20 protein-coding genes and 13 tRNA genes are annotated in these 21,038 nt (G+C 45.1%); 26 read left to right on the plus strand and 7 right to left on the minus strand.

Going from position 1 to position 21,038, the window contains the following annotated elements; genetic code table 11:
- Nucleotides 1-4: 4 nt before the first annotated feature.
- From gshB to ruvX, 3 genes are all read left to right on the plus strand, one after another.
- The gene (gene gshB, locus FKN08_RS21085; protein WP_170892841.1) at nucleotides 5-955 is read left to right on the plus strand and encodes a glutathione synthase; all 951 of its coding nucleotides are present in this window, start codon (nucleotides 5-7) and stop codon (nucleotides 953-955) included.
- 128 nt (nucleotides 956-1,083) lie between these two features.
- The gene (locus FKN08_RS21090) at nucleotides 1,084-1,647 is read left to right on the plus strand and encodes a YqgE/AlgH family protein (RefSeq protein WP_005381020.1); all 564 of its coding nucleotides are present in this window, start codon (nucleotides 1,084-1,086) and stop codon (nucleotides 1,645-1,647) included.
- A 35-nt stretch (nucleotides 1,648-1,682) separates the two neighbouring features.
- Nucleotides 1,683-2,108, plus strand: coding sequence for a Holliday junction resolvase RuvX (gene ruvX / locus FKN08_RS21095; protein WP_005381017.1), 426 nt, complete (start codon nucleotides 1,683-1,685; stop codon nucleotides 2,106-2,108).
- Nucleotides 2,109-2,169: 61 nt separating this feature from the next.
- On the opposite strand, the gene FKN08_RS21100 is transcribed toward ruvX, so the two are convergent.
- A complete protein-coding gene (locus FKN08_RS21100) occupies nucleotides 2,170-3,276 on the minus strand; it encodes a PilT/PilU family type 4a pilus ATPase (protein WP_006743091.1) in 1,107 nt (368 codons plus the stop codon).
- Nucleotides 3,277-3,296: 20 nt separating this feature from the next.
- Nucleotides 3,297-4,337 carry a type IV pilus twitching motility protein PilT gene (locus FKN08_RS21105; RefSeq protein ID WP_005381015.1) on the minus strand — a complete coding sequence of 347 codons (1,041 nt, stop codon included), beginning with the start codon at nucleotides 4,335-4,337 and terminating at the stop codon, nucleotides 3,297-3,299.
- A gap of 28 nt (nucleotides 4,338-4,365) precedes the next feature.
- Between FKN08_RS21105 and FKN08_RS21110 the strand changes: the two genes are divergently transcribed.
- From FKN08_RS21110 to hemW, 7 genes are all read left to right on the plus strand, one after another.
- On the plus strand, nucleotides 4,366-5,067 hold the full coding sequence (locus tag FKN08_RS21110) for a YggS family pyridoxal phosphate-dependent enzyme (RefSeq protein ID WP_054575409.1): 702 nt from the start codon (nucleotides 4,366-4,368) through the stop codon (nucleotides 5,065-5,067).
- Nucleotides 5,068-5,224: 157 nt separating this feature from the next.
- Nucleotides 5,225-6,043, plus strand: coding sequence for a pyrroline-5-carboxylate reductase (proC, locus tag FKN08_RS21115; protein ID WP_145532485.1), 819 nt, complete (start codon nucleotides 5,225-5,227; stop codon nucleotides 6,041-6,043).
- A gap of 52 nt (nucleotides 6,044-6,095) precedes the next feature.
- On the plus strand, nucleotides 6,096-6,653 hold the full coding sequence (locus FKN08_RS21120) for a YggT family protein (protein WP_012841393.1): 558 nt from the start codon (nucleotides 6,096-6,098) through the stop codon (nucleotides 6,651-6,653).
- On the plus strand, nucleotides 6,653-6,943 hold the full coding sequence (yggU, locus tag FKN08_RS21125) for a DUF167 family protein YggU (RefSeq protein WP_005393980.1): 291 nt from the start codon (nucleotides 6,653-6,655) through the stop codon (nucleotides 6,941-6,943). The genes FKN08_RS21120 and yggU overlap by 1 nt, the downstream gene beginning before the upstream one ends.
- A gap of 127 nt (nucleotides 6,944-7,070) precedes the next feature.
- On the plus strand, nucleotides 7,071-7,502 hold the full coding sequence (locus FKN08_RS21130; RefSeq protein WP_005393982.1) for a DUF4426 domain-containing protein: 432 nt from the start codon (nucleotides 7,071-7,073) through the stop codon (nucleotides 7,500-7,502).
- Between the two features lie 118 nt (nucleotides 7,503-7,620).
- Nucleotides 7,621-8,223 (plus strand): XTP/dITP diphosphatase, encoded by a 603-nt coding sequence (locus tag FKN08_RS21135; protein ID WP_046875112.1) that lies wholly within the window; start codon nucleotides 7,621-7,623, stop codon nucleotides 8,221-8,223.
- 18 nt (nucleotides 8,224-8,241) lie between these two features.
- Nucleotides 8,242-9,420, plus strand: a complete 1,179-nt coding sequence (gene hemW, locus FKN08_RS21140; RefSeq protein WP_047008835.1) for a radical SAM family heme chaperone HemW — start codon at nucleotides 8,242-8,244, stop codon at nucleotides 9,418-9,420.
- Nucleotides 9,421-9,480: 60 nt separating this feature from the next.
- Here hemW and glsB read toward each other — a convergent pair whose 3' ends face one another.
- The 3 genes from glsB to trmB form a co-directional block, all read right to left on the minus strand.
- Nucleotides 9,481-10,401: a glutaminase B gene (glsB, locus tag FKN08_RS21145; RefSeq protein WP_005381007.1), complete on the minus strand. Its 921-nt coding sequence runs from the start codon at nucleotides 10,399-10,401 to the stop codon at nucleotides 9,481-9,483.
- 98 nt (nucleotides 10,402-10,499) lie between these two features.
- Nucleotides 10,500-11,528 (minus strand): DNA methylase, encoded by a 1,029-nt coding sequence (locus tag FKN08_RS21150; RefSeq protein WP_047008836.1) that lies wholly within the window; start codon nucleotides 11,526-11,528, stop codon nucleotides 10,500-10,502.
- A 17-nt stretch (nucleotides 11,529-11,545) separates the two neighbouring features.
- A complete protein-coding gene (gene trmB / locus FKN08_RS21155) occupies nucleotides 11,546-12,265 on the minus strand; it encodes a tRNA (guanosine(46)-N7)-methyltransferase TrmB (protein WP_006743099.1) in 720 nt (239 codons plus the stop codon).
- A gap of 203 nt (nucleotides 12,266-12,468) precedes the next feature.
- On the opposite strand from trmB, the gene mutY reads away from it, so the two are divergent.
- From mutY to FKN08_RS21235, 16 genes are all read left to right on the plus strand, one after another.
- Nucleotides 12,469-13,545, plus strand: coding sequence for an A/G-specific adenine glycosylase (gene mutY, locus FKN08_RS21160; RefSeq protein WP_047008837.1), 1,077 nt, complete (start codon nucleotides 12,469-12,471; stop codon nucleotides 13,543-13,545).
- 19 nt (nucleotides 13,546-13,564) lie between these two features.
- Complete coding sequence (locus tag FKN08_RS21165) at nucleotides 13,565-13,837, plus strand: oxidative damage protection protein (RefSeq protein ID WP_005381002.1); 273 nt, start codon at nucleotides 13,565-13,567, stop codon at nucleotides 13,835-13,837.
- Between the two features lie 78 nt (nucleotides 13,838-13,915).
- Nucleotides 13,916-15,055, plus strand: a complete 1,140-nt coding sequence (mltC, locus tag FKN08_RS21170; protein ID WP_005393998.1) for a membrane-bound lytic murein transglycosylase MltC — start codon at nucleotides 13,916-13,918, stop codon at nucleotides 15,053-15,055.
- A 100-nt stretch (nucleotides 15,056-15,155) separates the two neighbouring features.
- Nucleotides 15,156-15,231 (plus strand) — tRNA-Phe (locus FKN08_RS21175).
- A gap of 66 nt (nucleotides 15,232-15,297) precedes the next feature.
- Nucleotides 15,298-15,373: transfer RNA gene (locus tag FKN08_RS21180), tRNA-Thr, on the plus strand.
- Between the two features lie 7 nt (nucleotides 15,374-15,380).
- A tRNA-Phe gene (locus tag FKN08_RS21185) sits at nucleotides 15,381-15,456 on the plus strand.
- 54 nt (nucleotides 15,457-15,510) lie between these two features.
- Nucleotides 15,511-15,586: transfer RNA gene (locus tag FKN08_RS21190), tRNA-Asn, on the plus strand.
- A gap of 70 nt (nucleotides 15,587-15,656) precedes the next feature.
- Nucleotides 15,657-15,732: transfer RNA gene (locus FKN08_RS21195), tRNA-Thr, on the plus strand.
- Nucleotides 15,733-15,739: 7 nt separating this feature from the next.
- A tRNA-Phe gene (locus FKN08_RS21200) sits at nucleotides 15,740-15,815 on the plus strand.
- A 38-nt stretch (nucleotides 15,816-15,853) separates the two neighbouring features.
- Nucleotides 15,854-15,929 (plus strand) — tRNA-Asn (locus FKN08_RS21205).
- 332 nt (nucleotides 15,930-16,261) lie between these two features.
- Entirely contained in the window at nucleotides 16,262-17,887 is a 1,626-nt protein-coding gene (locus tag FKN08_RS21210; protein ID WP_047008839.1) for a methyl-accepting chemotaxis protein, read from the plus strand.
- 233 nt (nucleotides 17,888-18,120) lie between these two features.
- Nucleotides 18,121-18,196 (plus strand) — tRNA-Phe (locus tag FKN08_RS21215).
- A gap of 53 nt (nucleotides 18,197-18,249) precedes the next feature.
- Nucleotides 18,250-18,325 (plus strand) — tRNA-Thr (locus FKN08_RS21220).
- A gap of 22 nt (nucleotides 18,326-18,347) precedes the next feature.
- A tRNA-Asn gene (locus FKN08_RS21225) sits at nucleotides 18,348-18,423 on the plus strand.
- A 40-nt stretch (nucleotides 18,424-18,463) separates the two neighbouring features.
- Nucleotides 18,464-18,539 (plus strand) — tRNA-Thr (locus FKN08_RS21230).
- 15 nt (nucleotides 18,540-18,554) lie between these two features.
- Nucleotides 18,555-18,630, plus strand: a tRNA-Asn gene (locus FKN08_RS21235).
- Nucleotides 18,631-18,913: 283 nt separating this feature from the next.
- Here the strand turns inward: FKN08_RS21235 and FKN08_RS21240 are convergent.
- Nucleotides 18,914-20,350: an NAD-dependent succinate-semialdehyde dehydrogenase gene (locus FKN08_RS21240; RefSeq protein WP_170892842.1), complete on the minus strand. Its 1,437-nt coding sequence runs from the start codon at nucleotides 20,348-20,350 to the stop codon at nucleotides 18,914-18,916.
- Between the two features lie 598 nt (nucleotides 20,351-20,948).
- Nucleotides 20,949-21,025 (minus strand) — tRNA-Asp (locus FKN08_RS21245).
- Nucleotides 21,026-21,038: the final 13 nt, after the last annotated feature.

Here is a 21,038-nt window from a genome sequence, read left to right on the forward strand (position 1 = left end):
AATAATGATCAAACTCGGCATTGTGATGGACCCAATTTCGTCCATTAACATCAAAAAAGACTCTAGCTTTGCCATGATGCTTGAAGCGCAACGACGCGGCTATGAAATCCACTATATGGAAATGAATGCTCTGCATCTCGATCAAGGCGTTGCTATTGCAGATACTAAAGTGGTGGAACTAAAAGAAGATCCAAACGGTTGGTACGAGTTCAAATCAGAGCAAACGCTCGAACTGTCTGAGCTAGACGCTGTACTAATGCGTAAAGATCCTCCGTTTGACACAGAATACATCTACGCGACTTACATCCTTGAGCGTGCAGAAGAACAAGGTGCACTGATCGTTAACAAACCTCAAAGTCTACGTGATTGTAACGAAAAGCTGTTTACAGCGTGGTTCCCAGAGCTGACACCAACGACAATCGTGACGCGAAAAGCAGAGAAAATTAAAGAGTTTCGTGAAAAACATGGTGATGTCATCCTAAAACCGCTTGATGGTATGGGCGGCGCATCTATCTTCCGTGTAAAAGAAAACGACCCTAACGTCTCTGTAATCATCGAGACACTGACCAACCACGGTCAAAACTACGCAATGGCGCAAACCTTCGTGCCAGATATCAGCAACGGTGACAAACGTATCTTAGTCGTAGATGGTGAACCAATGCCTTACTGTCTAGCTCGTATTCCTGCAAAAGGTGAAACGCGCGGTAACCTTGCAGCTGGTGGCACAGGTGAGGCTCGACCACTAAGCGAGACCGATATTAAGATTGCTCAAACTGTGGCTCCTACACTGAAAGAAAAAGGCCTTATCTTTGTTGGCCTTGACGTAATTGGCGATAAGCTAACGGAAATCAACGTCACCAGCCCAACCTGTATTCGCGAAATTGAAGCGGCTTTTGACATCTCAATCACTGGCAAACTGATGGATGCGATTGAGCGTCGAGTAAAAGGCGAATAACTCAAACTGTATTACAGTTAATAGAGAGCGTAGTACATTAACTTAAGCAAACTCATGCACATACCTAGATGGTAAACTGTATGATGTTTGCTTAAGGGCATTTACGAGAGTTAAGGGTCAATATGAGTATGAATCTCACAAATCACTTTTTGGTTGCCATGCCTGGGATGAAAGATCCGTACTTTCAAAACAGCGTGATCTACGTTTGTGAGCACAACGAAGACGGCGCTATGGGATTGATGATCAATGCTCCTGTTGATATCACCGTCGGCAACATGCTCAAGCAGGTGGAAGTTCAGCCAGTACACCCGCGTCTATTTGAAGCCAGTTTAGATAGACCAGTCTACAATGGCGGCCCAATCTCTGAAGATCGTGGTTTTATTCTGCATAAACCTAAAGATTACTACGAGTCCAGCGTCCAAATGACTGATGACCTCGCAGTAACCACTTCACGTGATATTCTTTCGGTGTTAGGAACAGAAGCAGAACCAAGTGATTACTTAGTGGCACTTGGCTATTCAGGTTGGAGTGCAGGCCAATTAGAAAGTGAACTGGTCGAAAACTCTTGGCTCACCATTGAAGCGACGCCTGAAATTATCTTTAATACACCAATCAACGAGCGTTGGAAGAAAGCGGTCGAAAAGCTGGGCATCGACCCCAGTCATCTTTCAGCAGACTCTGGACATGCTTAGTCCGAATATACAGTTACATTAGATAGAGACACCTTATGTCACGCACAATTATGGCTTTTGACTTTGGGACCAAAAGCATTGGTAGCGCTATTGGCCAAGAAATTACTGGTACGGCTTCCCCATTAAAAGCCTTTAAAGCCAATGACGGTATTCCAAATTGGGACGATATCGAAAAGCAAATCAAAGAGTGGCAGCCAGATTTGCTAGTGGTCGGTTTACCAACTGATCTTCATGGCAAAGACCTTGAGACCATAACCCCTCGTGCACGAAAATTTGCTAAGCGTCTGCAAGGCCGATACGGCTTACCTGTTGAACTGCATGATGAGCGTTTATCTACAGCAGAAGCTCGTGCGGAGTTGTTCAGCATGGGCGGCTACAAAGCCCTATCGAAAGGGAATGTGGACTGCCAGTCAGCGGTGGTGATTCTAGAAAGCTGGTTTGAAGCCCTCTGGGGTGAATAAAACACAATACTCAAAACAAGAAAAGGTTGGCAAGTGCCAACCTTTTTTCGTCTAAACACGCTTAATCCATATCGATCTTAACGTTAGCAAGACTGCCCGTAGAGAATGCTTCGCCACGCTGTGTTTTCAACATCAAGCGCAAATCATTCGCCGAATCGGCACTGTGCAGCGCATCCTCTTCGCTGATCTTACCTTGCATCACCAACTTATAAAGAGATTGATCGAACGTCAGCATACCAAACTCATTTGAGCGAGCCATGGTTGACTTCAACTCATGCAAATCTCCGCGACGGATCAAATCCGACACACGTGGGCTATTTAGCAAGATCTCAAACACACCATGACGCCCCTGCCCATTTTTATCTCGGATCAGCTGCTGACCAACCACGCCTTTTAGGTTCATCGACAAGTCGAACAAGAATTGTTCTTTTTGATCTTTCGGTACCAAGTGAAGAATGCGCTCTAAAGCTTGGTTGGCATTGTTGGCGTGCAACGTTGCCATACACAAATGGCCCGTTTCGGCGAAGGTCATCGCGTATTCCATTGTTTCACGGCTACGGATCTCGCCAATCAAAATCATATCTGGCGCTTGACGCAGCGAGTTTTTAAGCGCAACTTCATAGCTTTCCGTATCTAACCCAACTTCGCGTTGAGTCACGATACAGCGCTTATGCTCATGCACGAATTCGATCGGATCTTCGACCGTCAAAATGTGCCCCGTCTTGTTGCTGTTTCGATAGCCCGTCATTGCCGCCATTGTGGTGGATTTACCCGATCCAGTAGCACCAACCACCAGCACCAAACCACGCTTGGCTATCGCTAAATCTTGCAACACTAACGGTAACTTTAATTGCTCAAAGGTGGGAATATTGGTTTCAATACGACGAATCACCGCACCCGGTAATTCCCGTTGAAAAAAGGCACTAACACGGAAGCGGCCACAATCTCTCACAATGGCAAAATTCGACTCACGACTTTTACGAAATTCCTGACGCCGATCTGGCTCCATAGCACTGTCGAGTAATGCCGCTACATCACTCTCGGTGAGTTTTTCACCTTGTGGTCGCAATTCGCCATCCACGCGAAACAAAATTGGCGCACCAACCGTGATGTAAAGATCCGACGCTTTCAGCGCCAGCATACCTTCAAGAAATTTATTTAGATCCATCTTCCGTGTTCACCTACGTATTACGAGAATTGCTGCACTTCTAACCCGATCTTACTATCGACCTCTTCACGAGCAACCATGCCTTGCGCCATTAACTGACGAGCATTTTGCTCCATTGTTTGCATGCCGTGAGCCGCACCAGTTTGAATGATCGAATACATCTGCGCGACTTTGTCTTCGCGGATCAAGTTACGAATCGCAGGCGTTGCCATCATGATTTCATGGCATGCAATACGGCCACCACCATTACGTTTCAATAATTTTTGTGCGATAACCGAACGAAGGGATTCAGAAAGCATCGAGCGCACCATGTCTTTATCGCTGCCAGGGAACACATCGATAATACGGTCAATGGTTTTTGCCGCTGAGCTAGTGTGCAACGTCCCGAAAACAAGGTGACCGGTTTCAGCCGCTGTCAGCGCTAGACTGATGGTTTCTTTGTCACGCATCTCACCAACCAGAATGACATCCGGGTCTTCACGCAATGCGCTGCGCAGTGCGTTTTGGAAACTATGCGTATCACGGTGTACTTCACGCTGGTTGATCAAACATTTATTGTTGTTGTGAACAAATTCAATCGGATCTTCAATTGTGAGTACGTGCTTGTTGTGATTACGATTAATGTAGTCAACAATGGCTGCTAAGGTCGTCGATTTACCAGAACCTGTTGGGCCAGTAACCAGAACTAAGCCTTTTTCAGCGTTCGCAATTTTTTTGAAGATCTCGGGAGCTTCCAGCTCTTCCAAAGTTGGAATGCTACTTGGAATGGTACGGAATACTGCCGCACAGCCACGAGATTGGTTGAAAGCGTTGACACGGAAACGACCAACGTTATGCAACTCAAAAGAGAAGTCGACTTCGAGTTTTTCTTCGAACTCACTGCGTTGGGCATCGTTCATGATTTCGAAAACCAAACGATGCACTTCTTGGTGTGTAAACGCTGGAATGCCTAGTTTTCTCACATCCCCATCAATACGAACCATTGGTGGGACACCTGCAGAAAGATGTAGATCCGAGGCATTATGTTTTACACTAAAATCCAGTAACTCAGTGATATCCATTTAAAATCCTTAAGTCTAAAGTACAGCTATGAGTAGTATTCAACAAAATATTGAACATATCACCTCTCAAATTCGATATGACGAGCAAAAATGTGGTCGAACTCCAGAGTCAGTGCAACTTCTAGCGGTAAGCAAAACTAAACCTGTCGAGGCAATTCTCGAAGCCTACCAAGCGGGACAAACCGCCTTTGGTGAAAACTACGTCCAAGAGGGCGTCAGTAAAGTTCAGCACTTTGCCGAGCATTATCCAGATAATCGAATCGAATGGCACTTCATTGGCCCGATTCAGTCGAATAAATCGCGACTTGTTGCTGAACATTTCGATTGGGTTCACACCATCGATCGAACCAAGATTGCTCAACGCCTGAATGATCAGCGTCCCAGTGAACTTAAACCGCTACAAGTTCTGATTCAGGTTAACACCAGTGGTGAAGCATCTAAGTCTGGTGTCACCGAAGCGGAAGTATTCGAGCTGGCGGAGTTGATTTCTCGCCTACCCAACCTCACTTTAAGAGGGTTGATGTCGATTCCTGCCAACGTGTCTGACTACGAATCACAACTTCATGAGTTTCAGAAGTTGGCCACATTGAAGCAAACACTCGAAGCTCAGTTCCCAGAAATCGATACATTATCAATGGGAATGAGTGGTGATATGACCGCTGCAATCGAAGCTGGTAGTACAATGGTTCGTATTGGAACCGCTATTTTCGGCGCACGAGACTACAGCTAAATTAACAAAACGCTCACTCGCGACATAAATTCGTCGTTAAATTAAAGAGTAAATCGCGCAATCATCTTACTCGCCAATAGGAGCAGTAAGTAACAGCGGCGCCATTATACACCTGAGCGCACAACAAACTCTAAATATCATGATGGAAATCAGACAAATGGAACATAAAAAAATCGCCTTCATTGGTGCTGGCAACATGGTGAGAGCCATTGTTTCTGGCTTGGTTGCTAACGGATACCCAGCGCAAAACATTACCGCGACAGCTCCTTCAGAGGCTCGCCGTCTTCCGCTAGAACAAGATTTTGGCATCCGTACCACCAGCGATAACATCCAAGCTGCGACCGAAGCGGATGTGGTGGTATTGTCTGTGAAACCGCAAATGATGGCTGATGTTTGTAAACCACTGCAATCGATCGATTTCACTAATAAACTGGTGATTTCTATTGCCGCTGGCATCAACTGTTCACGATTGGATGATATGCTAGCCACCAAATTGAACTTGGTTCGTGTTATGCCAAATACGCCATCACAACTTGGGTTGGGCATGAGTGGTTTATTCGCACCAGCCCATGTAACTGAGCAAGACAAAGCTTTTGCCGCAGAGTTGATGGAAGCGGTCGGTAAAGTATGTTGGGTTGAGCAAGAGTCTGGTATCAATAATGTGATTGCCGCAGCAGGCAGTGCTCCGGCATACTTCTTCCTGTTTATGGAGGCAATGCAAGCAGAAGCGATTGCTCAAGGCTTTGATAAAGACACCGCTCGACTATTGGTTCAGCAAGCTGCATTGGGCGCGGCCAGTATGGTGGTTAGCAACCCAGAAACTGAGCTATCGACCCTGCGTGAGAACGTGACATCGAAAGGTGGGACAACGGCAGAAGCACTGCGTACATTCAACGAACATCAACTTTCAGATATTGTTGCTAAAGCCATGCAAGCTGCTGTGGCTCGCGCGGAAGAAATGGAAAAACTGTTTTAATTATTTGGATGAACTCCGTTTAGTATCATCCATCACTTGTTAAGGGTACCTTATGAATTCAATGAGTTTTCTCATCTCAACCCTATTTGACCTGTACATCATGGTCGTAATTTTGCGAATTTGGTTGCAAGCTGCACGCGCAGACTTCTACAACCCATTCTCGCAATTCATAGTAAAAGCGACTCAGCCGGTCATTGGTCCACTGCGCCGCATTATCCCTTCCGTGGGGAATATTGACCTAGCAACAGTGTTGTTTGCCTACGTGTTGTGTGTGCTTAAATTTGTCGTTCTGATCCTGATAGCTTCGAACGGTTCCGTCTCTTTCAGCGCTGATTTCTTGTTCTTGGGCTTGTTATCATTAATTAAAGCCGCTGGAGGTCTGCTGTTCTGGGTACTATTGATCCGTGCAATTTTGAGCTGGGTAAGCCAAGGTCGCAGCCCTATCGAGTACGTATTCCATCAATTAACCGAGCCAATGTGCGCACCAATCCGTCGTATTATTCCGGCTATTGGTGGTCTTGATTTGAGCGTACTGGTGCTGTTTATCGGCTTGCAGTTCGCGAACTTCTTGATGGGTGATATCATTGGTCCAATTTGGTTCCAGTTATAATGTCAGCCGCAGTTTGGCAAGATGGCGAGGACATCATCCTAAAGCTCTATATTCAACCTAAAGCAAGCCGCGATAAAATTGTTGGCTTGCATGGTGAAGAGCTCAAAATCGCCATTACTGCTCCACCTGTCGATGGCAAAGCTAATGCGCACCTAACTAAGTTCTTAGCCAAGCAGTTTAAAATCGCTAAGGGTTTGGTTCACATAGAAAAAGGTGAATTAGGACGGCACAAACAAATTCGGATAGAATCACCTACCCAGATACCGACAGAAATTAAAGCCATCTTATGATGGCTTTTTATTTACAATTTTGTACCACACTTACTAGTACCAATGACTGAGTTCGCATTTTTACCCCGTGACCAAGGTAAAATTGCGGCTATGGTTGTTTTATAACAAGTGCTTTGAGGAAGTAACAATGAGCAAATGGATTACCGCATTACTGATCAGCCTATTGTCGTTACCAAGCTTCGCCGATCAGTTTAAAAATATGAAAGATATCGAAGTACACTATGTCGCGTTTAACTCGACATTCTTAACACCGAAAGTCGCACGTAGCTACGATATCAAGCGTAATGGATACCTCGCTGTGGTTAATATTAGCGTGCTAGATAGAGCTTCATTGGGTAAACCTGCATTAGAAGCAAAAATTGCTGGACGCGCGAAAAACCTCATCGGCCAAACTCAGACCTTGTCCTTTCGTGAAGTCAAAGAAGGCAATGCGATATACTATTTAGCCGAACTGCCAATTACCCACGAAGAAACTTTTACTTTCGATATTGACGTAAAAGCTGGAAACAAAGGCTCTGGTAAGCTTAAATTCACCCAGAAGTTTTATGTTGAAGAGTAATTGGGTTGTGATGATCCAAAAGCTTTTGGATCTAAGCAGGCTAAAAACCACTTATTAGTTAAAGAATATCTAGAGGAGAACGATTTGTTCTCCTCTATCACTATTAAAAGAGATTCCCATGAAAAAAATTGTGCTAGCAACCGGTAACCAAGGCAAAGTTCGTGAAATGGCAGATTTATTGTCTGACTTCGGTTTTGAAGTATTAGCGCAAAGTGAATTCAATGTATCGGAAGTAGCAGAAACGGGTACAACGTTCATTGAAAACGCAATCATTAAAGCTCGCCATGCCGCACAAGAAACAGGGCTTCCTGCGATTGCTGACGACTCTGGCTTAGAAGTCGATTTCTTAAAAGGCGCTCCGGGCATTTACTCTGCACGTTACGCAGGCGAGAACGCATCTGATCAAGAGAATCTAGAAAAATTGCTATCGGCAATGGAAGGCGTACCAGAAGCAGAACGTACAGCACGTTTCCACTGCGTATTAGTCCTCATGCGCCACGAGAACGACCCAACGCCTATCGTCTGCCACGGAAAATGGGAAGGCCGCATTCTAACTGAAGCGCACGGTGAAAATGGCTTTGGCTACGACCCAATCTTCTTTGTTCCTGAAAACAACTGTGCGTCAGCCGAACTTGAACCTGCACGTAAAAAACAACTGTCTCACCGCGGTAAAGCGCTCAAGTCGTTGTTTGCTCAACTGTCTGAGCAAGTGTCTCAGTAATCACGAGCGAATTAGACCATGTTAACGCCCCCAGCACTCAGCTTGTATGTACACATCCCTTGGTGTGTACAAAAGTGCCCGTATTGCGACTTTAACTCTCACGCGCTCAAAACCGAGATTCCAGAAGAAGAGTACATCAGTGCCCTTCTAGAAGATTTGGATACTGACATTGAGAAATACCGCCTTAACGAAGCGCCACGTCCACTGCATTCAATCTTCATTGGTGGTGGTACGCCGAGTTTGATTTCGGCAGAAGGCATCGAGCGTCTACTTAAGGGCATTGAAGCGCGTATTCCGTTTAAGCCAGAAATTGAGATCACCATGGAAGCGAACCCAGGCACCATCGAAGCAGAGCGTTTTGTTGGCTACCGCAAAGCTGGTGTAACGCGTATCTCTATCGGCGTGCAAAGCTTTGAGCAACAGAAGCTTGAGCGTTTGGGGCGCATTCACGGCCAAGACGAAGCCGTCAATGCTGCTAAGCTGGCGCACCAAATCGGTTTGAACAGCTTTAACCTCGATCTCATGCACGGCTTACCAGATCAAAGCATCGAACAAGCCTTGGCAGATTTGGACAAAGCGATTGAGTTGGCACCGCCGCATCTTTCTTGGTATCAGCTCACTATCGAGCCAAACACCATGTTTTACTACAAGCCACCAACGCTACCTGATGATGATGATTTGTGGGATATTTTCGAGCTCGGACACCAAAAACTTGCAGCCGCGGGTTATGTGCAATATGAAATTTCGGGTTACAGCAAGCCGGGCTATCAGTGTCAGCACAACCTCAACTACTGGCGCTTTGGCGATTACCTTGGTATTGGTTGTGGCTCTCATGGCAAACTCAGTTTTACCGACGGGCGTATTATTCGAACGACAAAGGTAAAACACCCGCGTGGCTATTTAGCGGCTTATCAAAATATGGTCAAACCTTATCTGCATACAGAACATATCGTCGCGGATGAAGACCGTCCATTCGAGTTCTTTATGAACCGATTCCGCTTAATGGAAGCATGCCCGAAGCAAGATTACGTGGACACCACAGGCTTGCCGCTCAGTACGATTCAAGAAACTATTGATTGGGCGTTAGAAATGGGCTACTTGAGTGAAACCGCCACTCATTGGCAAATTACTGAAAAAGGGAAGCTCTTCCTTAATGACTTGCTCGAAGCCTTTATGGCCGAAGAAAGCGAAGAGTAACGCAGCCCAAAAACAAAAAAGCCTCTCAATTGAGAGGCTTTTTATATAGAACATTCAACATTAGAAAATCGAACGGCCAATTCGCTCTGAGAGCAGTTCAAGCGCCTTAGTACCCGCAAGCGAATTACCTGAAGGATCAAGCTCTGGAGACCATACTGAGATGGTCATTTCGCCAGGTACTACCGCGATAATGCCACCACCGACACCAGACTTACCAGGCATACCAACGCGATAAGCAAACTCGCCCGCGCCATCATACAGGCCACACGTTGCTAACAGTGCATTAAGTTGTTTGGTTTGCACAGGAGAAACTACAGGCTTACCCGTTTGTACCGATGTGCCCTTGTTTGCTAAATAGCTAAACGTTTTAGCCAAATCGACGCAACTCATCTTCAGCGCACAAGCGTGGAAGTAGTTTTGTAGTACTGGAATCACTTCATTTTCGAAGTTGCCAAACGAACGCATGAGATATGCAATCGCCGCATTACGATCACCATGCATCATTTCGGATGCCGCGACGACTTTGTCATACACAATATGAGTATCACCAGAAAGCTGACGTACAAATTCCAATAGGCGCTGACGAGGTGCAGATAAGCGAGTTTGCAACAGATCCGCCACAACTATCGCTCCAGCATTAATAAAAGGGTTGCGAGGAATACCTTGCTCCATTTCTAGCTGGATTAGCGAATTAAATGCCTGCCCCGAAGGCTCTTTTCCCACTCGAGACCAAATTTCTTCTTGCTTGTACAAGCACATCGCCAACGTCAAGCTCAATGCTTTTGAAATAGATTGGATAGAGAAAGGTTCATCGGCATCGCCCGCCTTAATAACCTCACCTTCGTTGGTGTATACCGCAATACCTAACTTGTTGCTGGGTACTTTTGCCAGAGCAGGAATGTAATCAGCCACTTTGCCTTGGCCGATTAAAGGGCGCACTTCCGCCAAAATATCTGTCAAAATTTCCACTGTCGGTTTCATTCTCTACCTTCTATTTACAAGAGAACTCGTTGAGCTCAGAGGTAAAAAAAGCCAACGTGTCGTTGGCTTTTCCATAGGGTTCGTTCGACTCAAGTCGATTATGGTTTTACTGCCACAATAATATTGCGGTTGATAGATTGATCAACACGGTGAAGATAACCGATGTAAGGCTCTTCTGAAAGTACCTTCCAACCTTGCTCTTCAAATAATGCCGCGACGTCTTTCCATTTCAACGTAAATTCATTGAAAGACAACACCACTGAACCTTGTTTTTTCAGTACCACTTTCCATGCAGGCAGAGCCTCTTTTAAAAGCTCTAGTGGGCTGCGGTTCAGTTTGCTGTCCTTGGCATTTTTGCTGCCGTGCTGCACACCATAAGGCAGATCAGACACCATCACATCAACTGAGTTCTTTTTCACGACTTGATCAGCGATACGTGTATCAGCCGAATACAGCTTCATAAACTGAAGATTGCCTTGGTTGTAATCTTCTTTATTTGCTGCAGCTTCAACCACGAAACCATCCGCCACTTTCTTGCCACCCGCAGTGCGCTTTTCTTTGCTCACTTTGTGCTTAAAGCGGCCATTCTTCATGAACTTAACGATAAAGGTCTGGATCTCTTGCACCCACTTGGCATTGATCTCTACCCCCACCACGTTCAAACCATGGATCAAGCCTTCAAACAAGGTTGTACCTTTACCACACATTGGATCCATTAAGGTCAGTTGTTTACTTCCCGTATTGGACGCACTAATGCCGATATTCACCATCAAGCGAGTAAACTGCTCGTTTGTTTTCCCGGTATAACGCAGAATCTGACTCATGCTTTCCGGGAAAGTATTGAACGCTGGCGCTTGAATTGGTCGAAGTAAACCATCTTCGCGCACTTCAAATAGTGCATAGTAAATCGAAGAGGCTGCGATTCTTCGCGTCTGCTCATCGCTTAGAGCTTCCTGACAAGAAAACACCAACGCTGCAGGTAAGCCAACCTCTTTACTACCAATTTCTGTCACATCCACGCCTTGTGAAGCTAAAATTGCTTTTAGCTCTGAACAGGCAATGGTCATTGCGCTATCAAAGTAAATTCGGTTATGACCCGGATTCGCTAATATCGCGTAATGGTACATCCCATGAACTCCTCTAGTTACGCGATACGCTTATATTTGATATCCCACACACCGTGACCAAGACGGTGACCACGAGCTTCAAACTTCGTTAAAGGACGGTCGTCTGGACGAGGAACGAAATCACCATCTTTAGCAATGTTTTCGAAACCTGGCGCTTGGTTCATAACTTCAATCATGTGCTCTGCGTAGTTTTCCCAGTCTGTCGCCATGTGGAAAATACCTTCATTAGGGATCAGCTTCTCACGAACCATTTCAGCAAAACCTAATTGAACGATGCGACGCTTGTGGTGACGTTTCTTGTGCCAAGGGTCTGGGAAGAACAACTGCAGTGTCGATAGGCTGCCGTTTGGAATCATATGCTCAAACACTTCCACTGCGTCATGGCACATCACACGCAGGTTAGTAACTCCCGCCTCACGCGCATCCGCAAGACAAGCACCAACACCTGGGCTGTGTACTTCGATACCAATGAAGTTCTTCTCTGGTGCATTCTTTGCCATTTCAACCAATGAAGCACCCATACCAAAACCGATCTCTAGTACAACGGGGTTGTCGTTACCAAACACTTCTTTCCAATCGAGAAGTTCAGCTTTGAAGTCAATACCCATCGTTGGCCAGCATTCATTCATCGCGCTCTCTTGACCTTTAGTCAAACGCCCTTCACGGCGCACAAAGCTGCGGATTTTGCGGATCAGCTTTCCGTCTTCGTTGTATTCGTTAGTGGTTACTTCACTCATTGATTTTGCCTGCACATTGATTAATCAAAGCGGGGATTATCCAAAGAATTTACTGAGGTGCAAGTATTTGTTGAGCTCTTGGCCTATGGCAGCCCAAAAGCAATAGCACACCTCTTTATATCCCTACTGTTTATCCGTTGTACTTCTTGCCCATTATGTGGTGCAATTTTGCACCTAACCAATAATAGAATATAGAGCAAGTCGTGACACCTTTCGCCAGTGCCATCCTAGAATGGTATGACGCATATGGAAGAAAAGATCTTCCGTGGCAACAAAATAAGACCGCATACAGTGTCTGGTTGTCTGAAATCATGCTTCAGCAAACTCAGGTCACTACGGTTATTCCGTATTACCAACGTTTCTTGGAGCGTTTTCCAACCGTGATCGATCTTGCCAATGCTGAGCAAGATGAAGTCCTGCACCTTTGGACTGGCTTAGGGTATTACGCCCGAGCCCGTAACCTTCACAAAGCAGCACAAGAGGTCGCCTCTACATACAATGGTGAGTTTCCTCTTGATATAGAGAAAATGAACGCCTTACCGGGGATTGGCCGCTCTACCGCAGCCGCCGTTTTATCGTCTGTGTATAAACAACCACATGCGATTCTTGATGGCAACGTGAAGCGCACCCTATCCCGCTGTTTCGCAGTCGAAGGATGGCCAGGACAAAAAAAGGTTGAAAACCAGCTGTGGGAAATTGCCGAAACGCATACCCCACAAACGGACGTAGATAAGTATAACCAGGCAATGATGGACATGGGCGCGATGGTCTGCACACGCAGCAAACCCAAATGTAGCCTCTGCCCTGTTGCGGATCTGTGTGTGGCAAAACAACAAGGCAATGTGCTCGACTACCCGGGTAAAAAACCGAAAAAAAACAAGCCAATCAAGCAAACTCGTTTTGTAATGCTTCACCACAACACCGAAAATGGTCATGAAGTGTGGTTAGAACAAAGACCACAAACAGGCATTTGGGGTGGCTTATTTTGCTTCCCACAAACCGAACATGTGGATGTAGAAAGCGACATTGAATTGCTACTGGATCAACGTGGCATTCAAGCCAGCAATATCAAGCAGCAGCAAACACTGATTACCTTTCGCCATACCTTTAGCCATTACCACCTCGATATCACGCCAATTTTGATTGATTTATCAAAGCAACCGGACGTGATAATGGAAGGCAACAAAGGTCTTTGGTATAACTTATCTAAACCTGAAGAAGTCGGTTTAGCCGCGCCAGTAAAACTATTGCTGGAAGCGCTACCCCACGAACTTCGTTAATTGAATACAAGGAGTCATTATGAGCCGCACTGTATTTTGTGCTCGACTAAAAAAAGAAGGCGAAGGTCTAGACTTTCAACTTTACCCTGGTGAACTAGGTAAACGCATTTTCGACAACATCTCGAAAGAAGCGTGGGCTCAGTGGCAACACAAACAAACCATGTTGATCAACGAAAAGAAACTCAACATGATGGATCCAGAGCACCGAAAACTGATCGAAACAGAAATGGTAAACTTCCTCTTTGAAGGAAAAGACGTTCATATCGAAGGTTACACACCGCCGAGCGAATAAAGTCGCTTGAGTTAAAACAATGACATCACAACCACTTGTGGTGTCATTTTTCTATTACCTTCAATAGCCCTGATACTTATGAAAAAAATTGTCTTTATTGCTGCCGCACTTTTAATGGCTGGCTGTAGCCGTGAATTCGTCGAAAAGATTTATGACGTCAACTACGAGCCCACAAACCGTTTTGCCAATAACTTAGCTGAGCTACCTGGACAATTTGAAAAAGATACCGCCGCGTTGGATGCCCTGATCAATAGTTTCTCTGGTAATATTCAAAAGCGCTGGGGTAAAAAAGAAATTAAGTACGCAGGCAAAAGTAATTACGTCAAATATATCGATAACTACCTTAGCCGTGCCGAAGTCGACTTTCGCAAAGGCGTGATCACGATTGAAACCGTATCACCGACCGAGCCCCAAAAGCACCTCAAAGAGGCGATTGTCACTACCTTACTCACGCCAGACGATCCAGCTCACGTCGACTTGTTCTCCTCAAAAGGAATCACGTTAGAAGGGCAACCATTTCTGTATAAACAAGTTGTCGATCAAGACAATAAGCCAATTCAGTGGTCTTGGCGGGCAAACCGATTTGCGGAGTATCTCATCGCAAACAAAATCAAGACCAAAGACGTTGATTTCAAGAAAGCGTATTACGTCGAAATCCCCATGGTTGAAGACCATTTTTCAACACGCAGCTACCAATACGCCGATATCGTGCGCCGAGCTTCCAAGAAATACGATATTCCAGAAGATTTGATATACGCCATTATTAAAACCGAGAGCAGCTTCAACCCGTACGCAGTAAGTTGGGCAAATGCGTATGGCTTAATGCAAGTTGTACCTAAAACCGCCGGTCGAGACGTATTCAAGCTCGTGAAAAAGCGCTCAGGCCAACCAAGCCCGGAATATTTGTTTAATCCAGAAAACAACATCGATACCGGTACTGCGTATTTCTACATTTTAAAAAATCGTTATTTAAGAGAAGTCCATCACCCTACCTCTCTCGAGTACAGTATGATTTCCGCTTACAATGGTGGTACTGGAGGTGTTTTAAACACATTCCATCGCAGCGATCGCAAACGCGCAATGCAAGATCTTAATTCGTTGCAACCCAACCAAGTTTATTGGGCACTAACTAAGAAACATCCGAACGCAGAAGCACGTCGTTACCTAGAAAAAGTTACAAATTTCAAAAAGGAATTTAACTCAAAGCAAACTTTGTAGTGATAGTTGAATAAAAAGCGTTCGAACAAGCACTTTTTTGAAATTATTTAAAAAAAGTGGTTGACGCAAAGCGGGAAAATCCGTTTAATAGCGCTCCGTCGCCCGGATAGCTCAGTCGGTAGAGCAGAGGATTGAAAATCCTCGTGTCGGTGGTTCGATTCCGCCTCCGGGCACCACAATTTGATTTGTTGGTGTCTTAACGAAATGTTATAACACGGACAAAAGCACAAAGAATAAAGCGTGCCGACTTAGCTCAGTAGGTAGAGCAACTGACTTGTAATCAGTAGGTCACCAGTTCGATTCCGGTAGTCGGCACCATTCTTTTGCCTCGATAGCTCAGTCGGTAGAGCAGAGGATTGAAAATCCTCGTGTCGGTGGTTCGATTCCGCCTCGAGGCACCATATTTGGTGCGCTTGCTTAATTTAAATCATTGGCAAGACACAAAACAGGATAGTTCCTCCTTAGCTCAGTTGGTAGAGCGACGGACTGTTAATCCGCAGGTCACTGGTTCGAGTCCAGTAGGAGGAGCCAAATTCAAGAATTTCATGAAAATGAGATTCTTAAAACGAAGAGTTCATCTCTTCTAAAAAGAATAAAGTGTGCCGACTTAGCTCAGTAGGTAGAGCAACTGACTTGTAATCAGTAGGTCACCAGTTCGATTCCGGTAGTCGGCACCATTCTTTTGCCTCGATAGCTCAGTCGGTAGAGCAGAGGATTGAAAATCCTCGTGTCGGTGGTTCGATTCCGCCTCGAGGCACCATTATTTGGTGTCATTGCTAAACACGATACACGAATAATTCCTCCTTAGCTCAGTTGGTAGAGCGACGGACTGTTAATCCGCAGGTCACTGGTTCGAGTCCAGTAGGAGGAGCCATTTTTAAAAAGCCGCATCTTTTGATGCGGCTTTTTGGCATCTGCCCTACGCTCATTTCATTTTCTCTGTTTCTCTGTTTCTCTGTTTCTCTGTTTCTCTGTTTCTCTGTTTCTCTGTTTCTCTGTTTCTCTGTTTCTCTGTTTCTAGCATCGCAAAATATTAAGCCCAATCTCTAAAAAACACTTATTTTACGCTAAAAATTTAATCCTCATCATAATTTCAATACGCACTAGTATGCGCTCATATTCATCTTCACTAAGATGCCCGAGTTATTACATTTCTTCTTTTAGCTATGCCTTGCATAGTGATGACACTTTATTTGTGAGCTAAATATGAAACTAAAAACTCAAGCCTATTTATTATCTGCGATCATATTGCTAGCACTCCTAGCACTGACCGCAACGGGCTTATGGACACTTCGCGTCGCAAGTAACCTTGATAACAAAGCTCGGGTTACTGAGCTATTCAAAAGTGCGTACAGCATTCTTACCGAAGTAGAAAAAATGGCTATCGAAGGCAAAATGCCAGAGGACGAAGCGAAATCATTAGCCACTCGCCTACTCCGTAATAATATCTACAAAGACAACGAATACGTTTATGTCGCAGATGAGAACATGATTTTTGTTGCAGCTCCGCTTGACCCTCAATTACATGGAACAAGCTTTCACGACTTTCGTGATGGAGATGGCAACAGCGTCGGCCAACTTATCTTAGATGTTTTGGGGCGCAAAACAGGTCAAATCATCGAATATACTTGGAGTCAAAAGCAGGCCGACGGAAGCATTGAAGAAAAACACTCTATTGCCGAGAAAACACCACATTGGGGCTGGGTTGTAGGTACAGGGATCGGCTTTAATGAGGTGAATGCTCGCTTCTGGGCTACCGCTCAATGGCAGCTTGTACTGTGTTTAGTTATCGCGGGGAGTATTCTCGGTGGCCTGATAATCTCGATTCGCAAGATGCTCAATCTACTTGGTGGAGAGCCAAACGATGTGCGCAAAGCCGTTCAAGCTGTCGCACAAGGCGACATTCAGACCAGTTTTGATGCAGTGGCGCCGAGAGGAAGTATCTATCGTGCGGTGCAAGATATGAGTCAATCGCTAGCCAGCATGGTGACAAACCTTGAGAAATCCATGCACGCACTGCGCGCTGAGTTATCTGCCGTAGAATCTCGCTCAAATACGATTGCCGATCTCACCGTATCTCAGCAGCAGTCAACAGCAATGATTGCCACTGCGATGACTGAAATGGCATCTTCAGCCAACCATGTTGCCAACTCGGCAAGTGATACAGCAAACAACACAGACGAAGCCGATAAACAAAGTCAGCATACTCAGAAGCTGATTCACAGTACTGTTGAAAACATTCAAGGTTTGGCTTCTCAATTAAATACTGCAAGTAAAGCGGTCGCCGATCTAGATCAGGATGTAAATAGTATAGTGAAAGTGCTCGATGTAATTGGCGATATTGCAGAGCAAACAAACTTACTCGCACTCAATGCTGCCATTGAAGCAGCACGTGCCGGAGAGCAAGGTCGAGGCTTTGCCGTTGTTGCCGACGAGGTGCGTAACCTGGCAGGCCGAACACAAGATAGCACTAAAGAGATTCAGCATATGATCTCCAACCTGCAAGAAGGTTCCCGTAACGCTATTCACACAATGGAAGTGTGTGCAGAAACCAGTGAGGGCACAGTAACAGAGTCTAAGAATGCCTCTGAAGCTCTGCAGCAAATTGTAACGGCGTTAGAATCTATCACCGCAATGAGTCAGCAGATCGCGACCGCAGCAGCCGAACAAACTCAGGTTAGCGATGATATTGCGCTGCGCGTCAATCTTATCGAGGAAAGCGGAAGCCAGCTCAACTCTGTGGTAACGGAGAGCCAATCAAGCACTCAAAGTTTAGCTTCGCTGGCAGATGAGCTAGAAGGTTGGGTAAACAAGTTCTCTGTAAAGCACTAGGTTAAAGTCAATTGTTTAGTATAAAGCACGTTTTCAAGCGTGCTTTTTTTGTTTTTATCCATTTACTCTACTTTCAAACTCCTATCTCTCCATTAAAGAAAGCTTAGTTAATGGTGTATTTGTATCAAAAATGCATAAAAACAGCCCACTCCGAGCACATTTTCATCAAACGATATTTTATTTTAATTTTATGGTTGACCTAAGAGCCGAAAAACCGTTTAATACACCTCGTCGCCCGGATAGCTCAGTCGGTAGAGCAGAGGATTGAAAATCCTCGTGTCGGTGGTTCGATTCCGCCTCCGGGCACCACAATTTATTAATTGTTGGTGCTTAGCACGAACAATAGTTAAAGAATATAGTGTGCCGACTTAGCTCAGTAGGTAGAGCAACTGACTTGTAATCAGTAGGTCACCAGTTCGATTCCGGTAGTCGGCACCATTTATTCTTTTAAAAAGACAATTCCTCCTTAGCTCAGTTGGTAGAGCGACGGACTGTTAATCCGCAGGTCACTGGTTCGAGTCCAGTAGGAGGAGCCATTTTTCAGTTAGTAAGTCGATTACTTATTAACGAAAATGTGCCGACTTAGCTCAGTAGGTAGAGCAACTGACTTGTAATCAGTAGGTCACCAGTTCGATTCCGGTAGTCGGCACCACTTATTAAAATTTGTTCCTCCTTAGCTCAGTTGGTAGAGCGACGGACTGTTAATCCGCAGGTCACTGGTTCGAGTCCAGTAGGAGGAGCCATATTAGAAAAAGCCGTATCTCTTGATACGGCTTTTTTGCATTGGTTTAAAGTCAAACTCTTTTCTACTCATGTCACTCAGGAAAGAAAATCAGAGTTTAGATCATTACCTTGAAGGCATCTCTTAACTTAGAGTGGAATATCTGCTCACCAACAACTCTGCTTTCTATCGATAGTCCCTCCATAAGCAATGTTCACCAATAAATAATAATCATAGTGGGTGGCACACATCTCCCAGATCAAAAAAGCCAGGTAAAACCCAGCTTTTTGCTTAAATCAACCAACTCAGCTTAAACCACCGAGACAAATATACTTTGTCTCCAAATATTCATCGAGCCCTTGTTTCGCACCTTCTCGGCCAACTCCTGACTCTTTCACTCCACCAAACGGGGCCACCTCAGTAGAAATAATCCCCTCATTGACACCAACCATGCCGTATTCCAGACCTTCGCTGAAAGCAACAATACGCTTGAAGTTATTCGTGTAGAAGTAACAAGCCAAACCATACTCTGTGTCATTCGCCATTCCGAGAACTTGTTCATCATTCTCAAAGGTAATAATAGGTAACACAGGCCCGAATAGCTCTTGCTGAACAATCGACATATGCTGCTTGACGCTATCCAAAAGAACGGGCTCCATAAAGCGCCCAGGGCGCCTCTGTGGAGAGTTGGCAATAGAAGCTCCTTCTTGTACGGCTTGATCGATCACTGCCTCTAGGCGATGTTTAGAAGCCATCGTAATAACAGGACCTAATGTGACACCTTTCTCTAAACCATTACCAAGCTGTAATTTGTTTAACTTCGACAATACTTTTTCAATAAAAGCTTGTTTTACATCTTCATGGACATACAGCCGATTGGTACAAACACATGTTTGCCCTGCATTACGGAACTTCGAAGCGACAAGCCCTTCCGCAGCCACATCTAAATCTGCATCGTCAAAAACAATAAAAGGTGCATTACCACCTAACTCCATCGAAACCGCTTTGACAGAGTCACTGGCTTGTTTCATCAAAATCTTCCCGACTCGCGTAGAGCCCGTAAAAGAAACTTTCTTAATCCTAGGATCAGTACTTAGTACTAGGCCAAACTCAGCTGCCTGCTCTGATACCACCACAGGAAGCAGTTCTTTTGGGATTCCTGCCTGATAAGCTAATTCAACAACAGCAATTGCAGTAAGAGGGGTAAGCTCAGAGGGTTTAATCAGCATACCACAGCCTGCCGCTAGGGCTGGTGCTGCTTTTCTTGTAATCATCGCAATAGGGAAGTTCCACGGCGTAATTGCAGCGCATACCCCTACAGGCTGGCGAATAGCAGACAGACGTCGATCTGTCGTGGGGGCTGGTATAACTTCGCCATAAGCACGTTTGGCTTCTTCTGAAAACCACTCGACAAAAGAGGCGCCATACATCACCTCCCCTTTACTCTCGGTTAATGGTTTTCCCTGCTCTAAGGTAATAATTGTGGCAATGTCTTCTGCATTATCAAGGAGTAATTGATACCACTTTTTCAAGCGACGAGAGCGCTCTTTAGCACTTAACTTTGCCCAGCGAATTTGCTCGGTTTTACACTTACCAATAATGTCATCTAATTCCTCAAGAGCACTGGGCTTTAGTCGAACTAACTCTTGCTCAGTTGCAGGGTTGATGACCACAATTCCCTCTTCGGAAGACCATTGTTTAAATACGGATTTCAAGGTTTCATTTTTTATTTGTTGCATCATCAAACTTACTCCTACGAGAACTCCTCTTAGGTTAATCTTTACTAGCAAGATCAGCAAAGAAAACAAAGTTTTCTAAAAGACATGAATGTTCGAATGACTTTATTCTCTTAACAGTCTAGACGCTCATTCTCTTCCAATGACTAAATCAGACTAGCGGTAACAAACTCCAGTAATCCATTCTCCTAGGGACTATCCAGAACACTAGAACGATGAATATTTGCGAAGTAGCAGTAGAAAACTCTTATTAGAGAGGAGCGTTAACGAAATACGCAGTGACAAGAATGCAGAATACGAGCTAGCTTATGCGAATTCTCTGGCCTAATGACCGGCATAACCCATCAGTCCCCAGCATTTACTATAGGCTCGAATCTGTAGAGAAATGGGCAAGATTACATTCAACTAGAATTGTGCAACTTGGTTACAGAGAAAGCTGGTCCTACAGATACCAAAAATCTTAGTCTTTCAAGTGAAGCTTAATATAAGTGGCAGCGGTTCCGGGCTACTAATAGGCCTTTCCGCAGGACTCATTCGATTGAAGGGAAAAATATACTCGCATTAACGAAAAAGCCCCAGTCTTTCGACTGAGGCTTAATATAAGTGGCGGAGTGGACGGGACTCGAACCCGCGACCCCCGGCGTGACAGGCCGGTATTCTAACCAACTGAACTACCACTCCGCAGTGGTATCAC

The sequence above is a fragment of the Vibrio sp. 1-2 (7-a) genome (assembly GCF_013048515.1).
Classification (GTDB): Bacteria; Pseudomonadota; Gammaproteobacteria; order Enterobacterales; family Vibrionaceae; genus Vibrio; species Vibrio diabolicus.

Excerpts from the sequence above, each read along its gene's own strand:
- gshB (WP_170892841.1), top strand. The coding sequence starts at position 5 with ATGATCAAACTCGGCATTGTGATGGACCCAATTTCGTCCATTAACATC.
- FKN08_RS21090 (WP_005381020.1), top strand. The coding sequence starts at position 1,084 with ATGAATCTCACAAATCACTTTTTGGTTGCCATGCCTGGGATGAAAGAT.
- ruvX (WP_005381017.1), top strand. The coding sequence starts at position 1,683 with ATGTCACGCACAATTATGGCTTTTGACTTTGGGACCAAAAGCATTGGT.
- FKN08_RS21100 (WP_006743091.1), bottom strand. The coding sequence starts at position 3,276 with ATGGATCTAAATAAATTTCTTGAAGGTATGCTGGCGCTGAAAGCGTCG.
- FKN08_RS21105 (WP_005381015.1), bottom strand. The coding sequence starts at position 4,337 with ATGGATATCACTGAGTTACTGGATTTTAGTGTAAAACATAATGCCTCG.
- FKN08_RS21110 (WP_054575409.1), top strand. The coding sequence starts at position 4,366 with ATGAGTAGTATTCAACAAAATATTGAACATATCACCTCTCAAATTCGA.
- proC (WP_145532485.1), top strand. The coding sequence starts at position 5,225 with ATGGAACATAAAAAAATCGCCTTCATTGGTGCTGGCAACATGGTGAGA.
- FKN08_RS21120 (WP_012841393.1), top strand. The coding sequence starts at position 6,096 with ATGAATTCAATGAGTTTTCTCATCTCAACCCTATTTGACCTGTACATC.
- yggU (WP_005393980.1), top strand. The coding sequence starts at position 6,653 with ATGTCAGCCGCAGTTTGGCAAGATGGCGAGGACATCATCCTAAAGCTC.
- FKN08_RS21130 (WP_005393982.1), top strand. The coding sequence starts at position 7,071 with ATGAGCAAATGGATTACCGCATTACTGATCAGCCTATTGTCGTTACCA.
- FKN08_RS21135 (WP_046875112.1), top strand. The coding sequence starts at position 7,621 with ATGAAAAAAATTGTGCTAGCAACCGGTAACCAAGGCAAAGTTCGTGAA.
- hemW (WP_047008835.1), top strand. The coding sequence starts at position 8,242 with ATGTTAACGCCCCCAGCACTCAGCTTGTATGTACACATCCCTTGGTGT.
- glsB (WP_005381007.1), bottom strand. The coding sequence starts at position 10,401 with ATGAAACCGACAGTGGAAATTTTGACAGATATTTTGGCGGAAGTGCGC.
- FKN08_RS21150 (WP_047008836.1), bottom strand. The coding sequence starts at position 11,528 with ATGTACCATTACGCGATATTAGCGAATCCGGGTCATAACCGAATTTAC.
- trmB (WP_006743099.1), bottom strand. The coding sequence starts at position 12,265 with ATGAGTGAAGTAACCACTAACGAATACAACGAAGACGGAAAGCTGATC.
- FKN08_RS21165 (WP_005381002.1), top strand. The coding sequence starts at position 13,565 with ATGAGCCGCACTGTATTTTGTGCTCGACTAAAAAAAGAAGGCGAAGGT.
- mltC (WP_005393998.1), top strand. The coding sequence starts at position 13,916 with ATGAAAAAAATTGTCTTTATTGCTGCCGCACTTTTAATGGCTGGCTGT.
- FKN08_RS21210 (WP_047008839.1), top strand. The coding sequence starts at position 16,262 with ATGAAACTAAAAACTCAAGCCTATTTATTATCTGCGATCATATTGCTA.
- FKN08_RS21240 (WP_170892842.1), bottom strand. The coding sequence starts at position 20,350 with ATGATGCAACAAATAAAAAATGAAACCTTGAAATCCGTATTTAAACAA.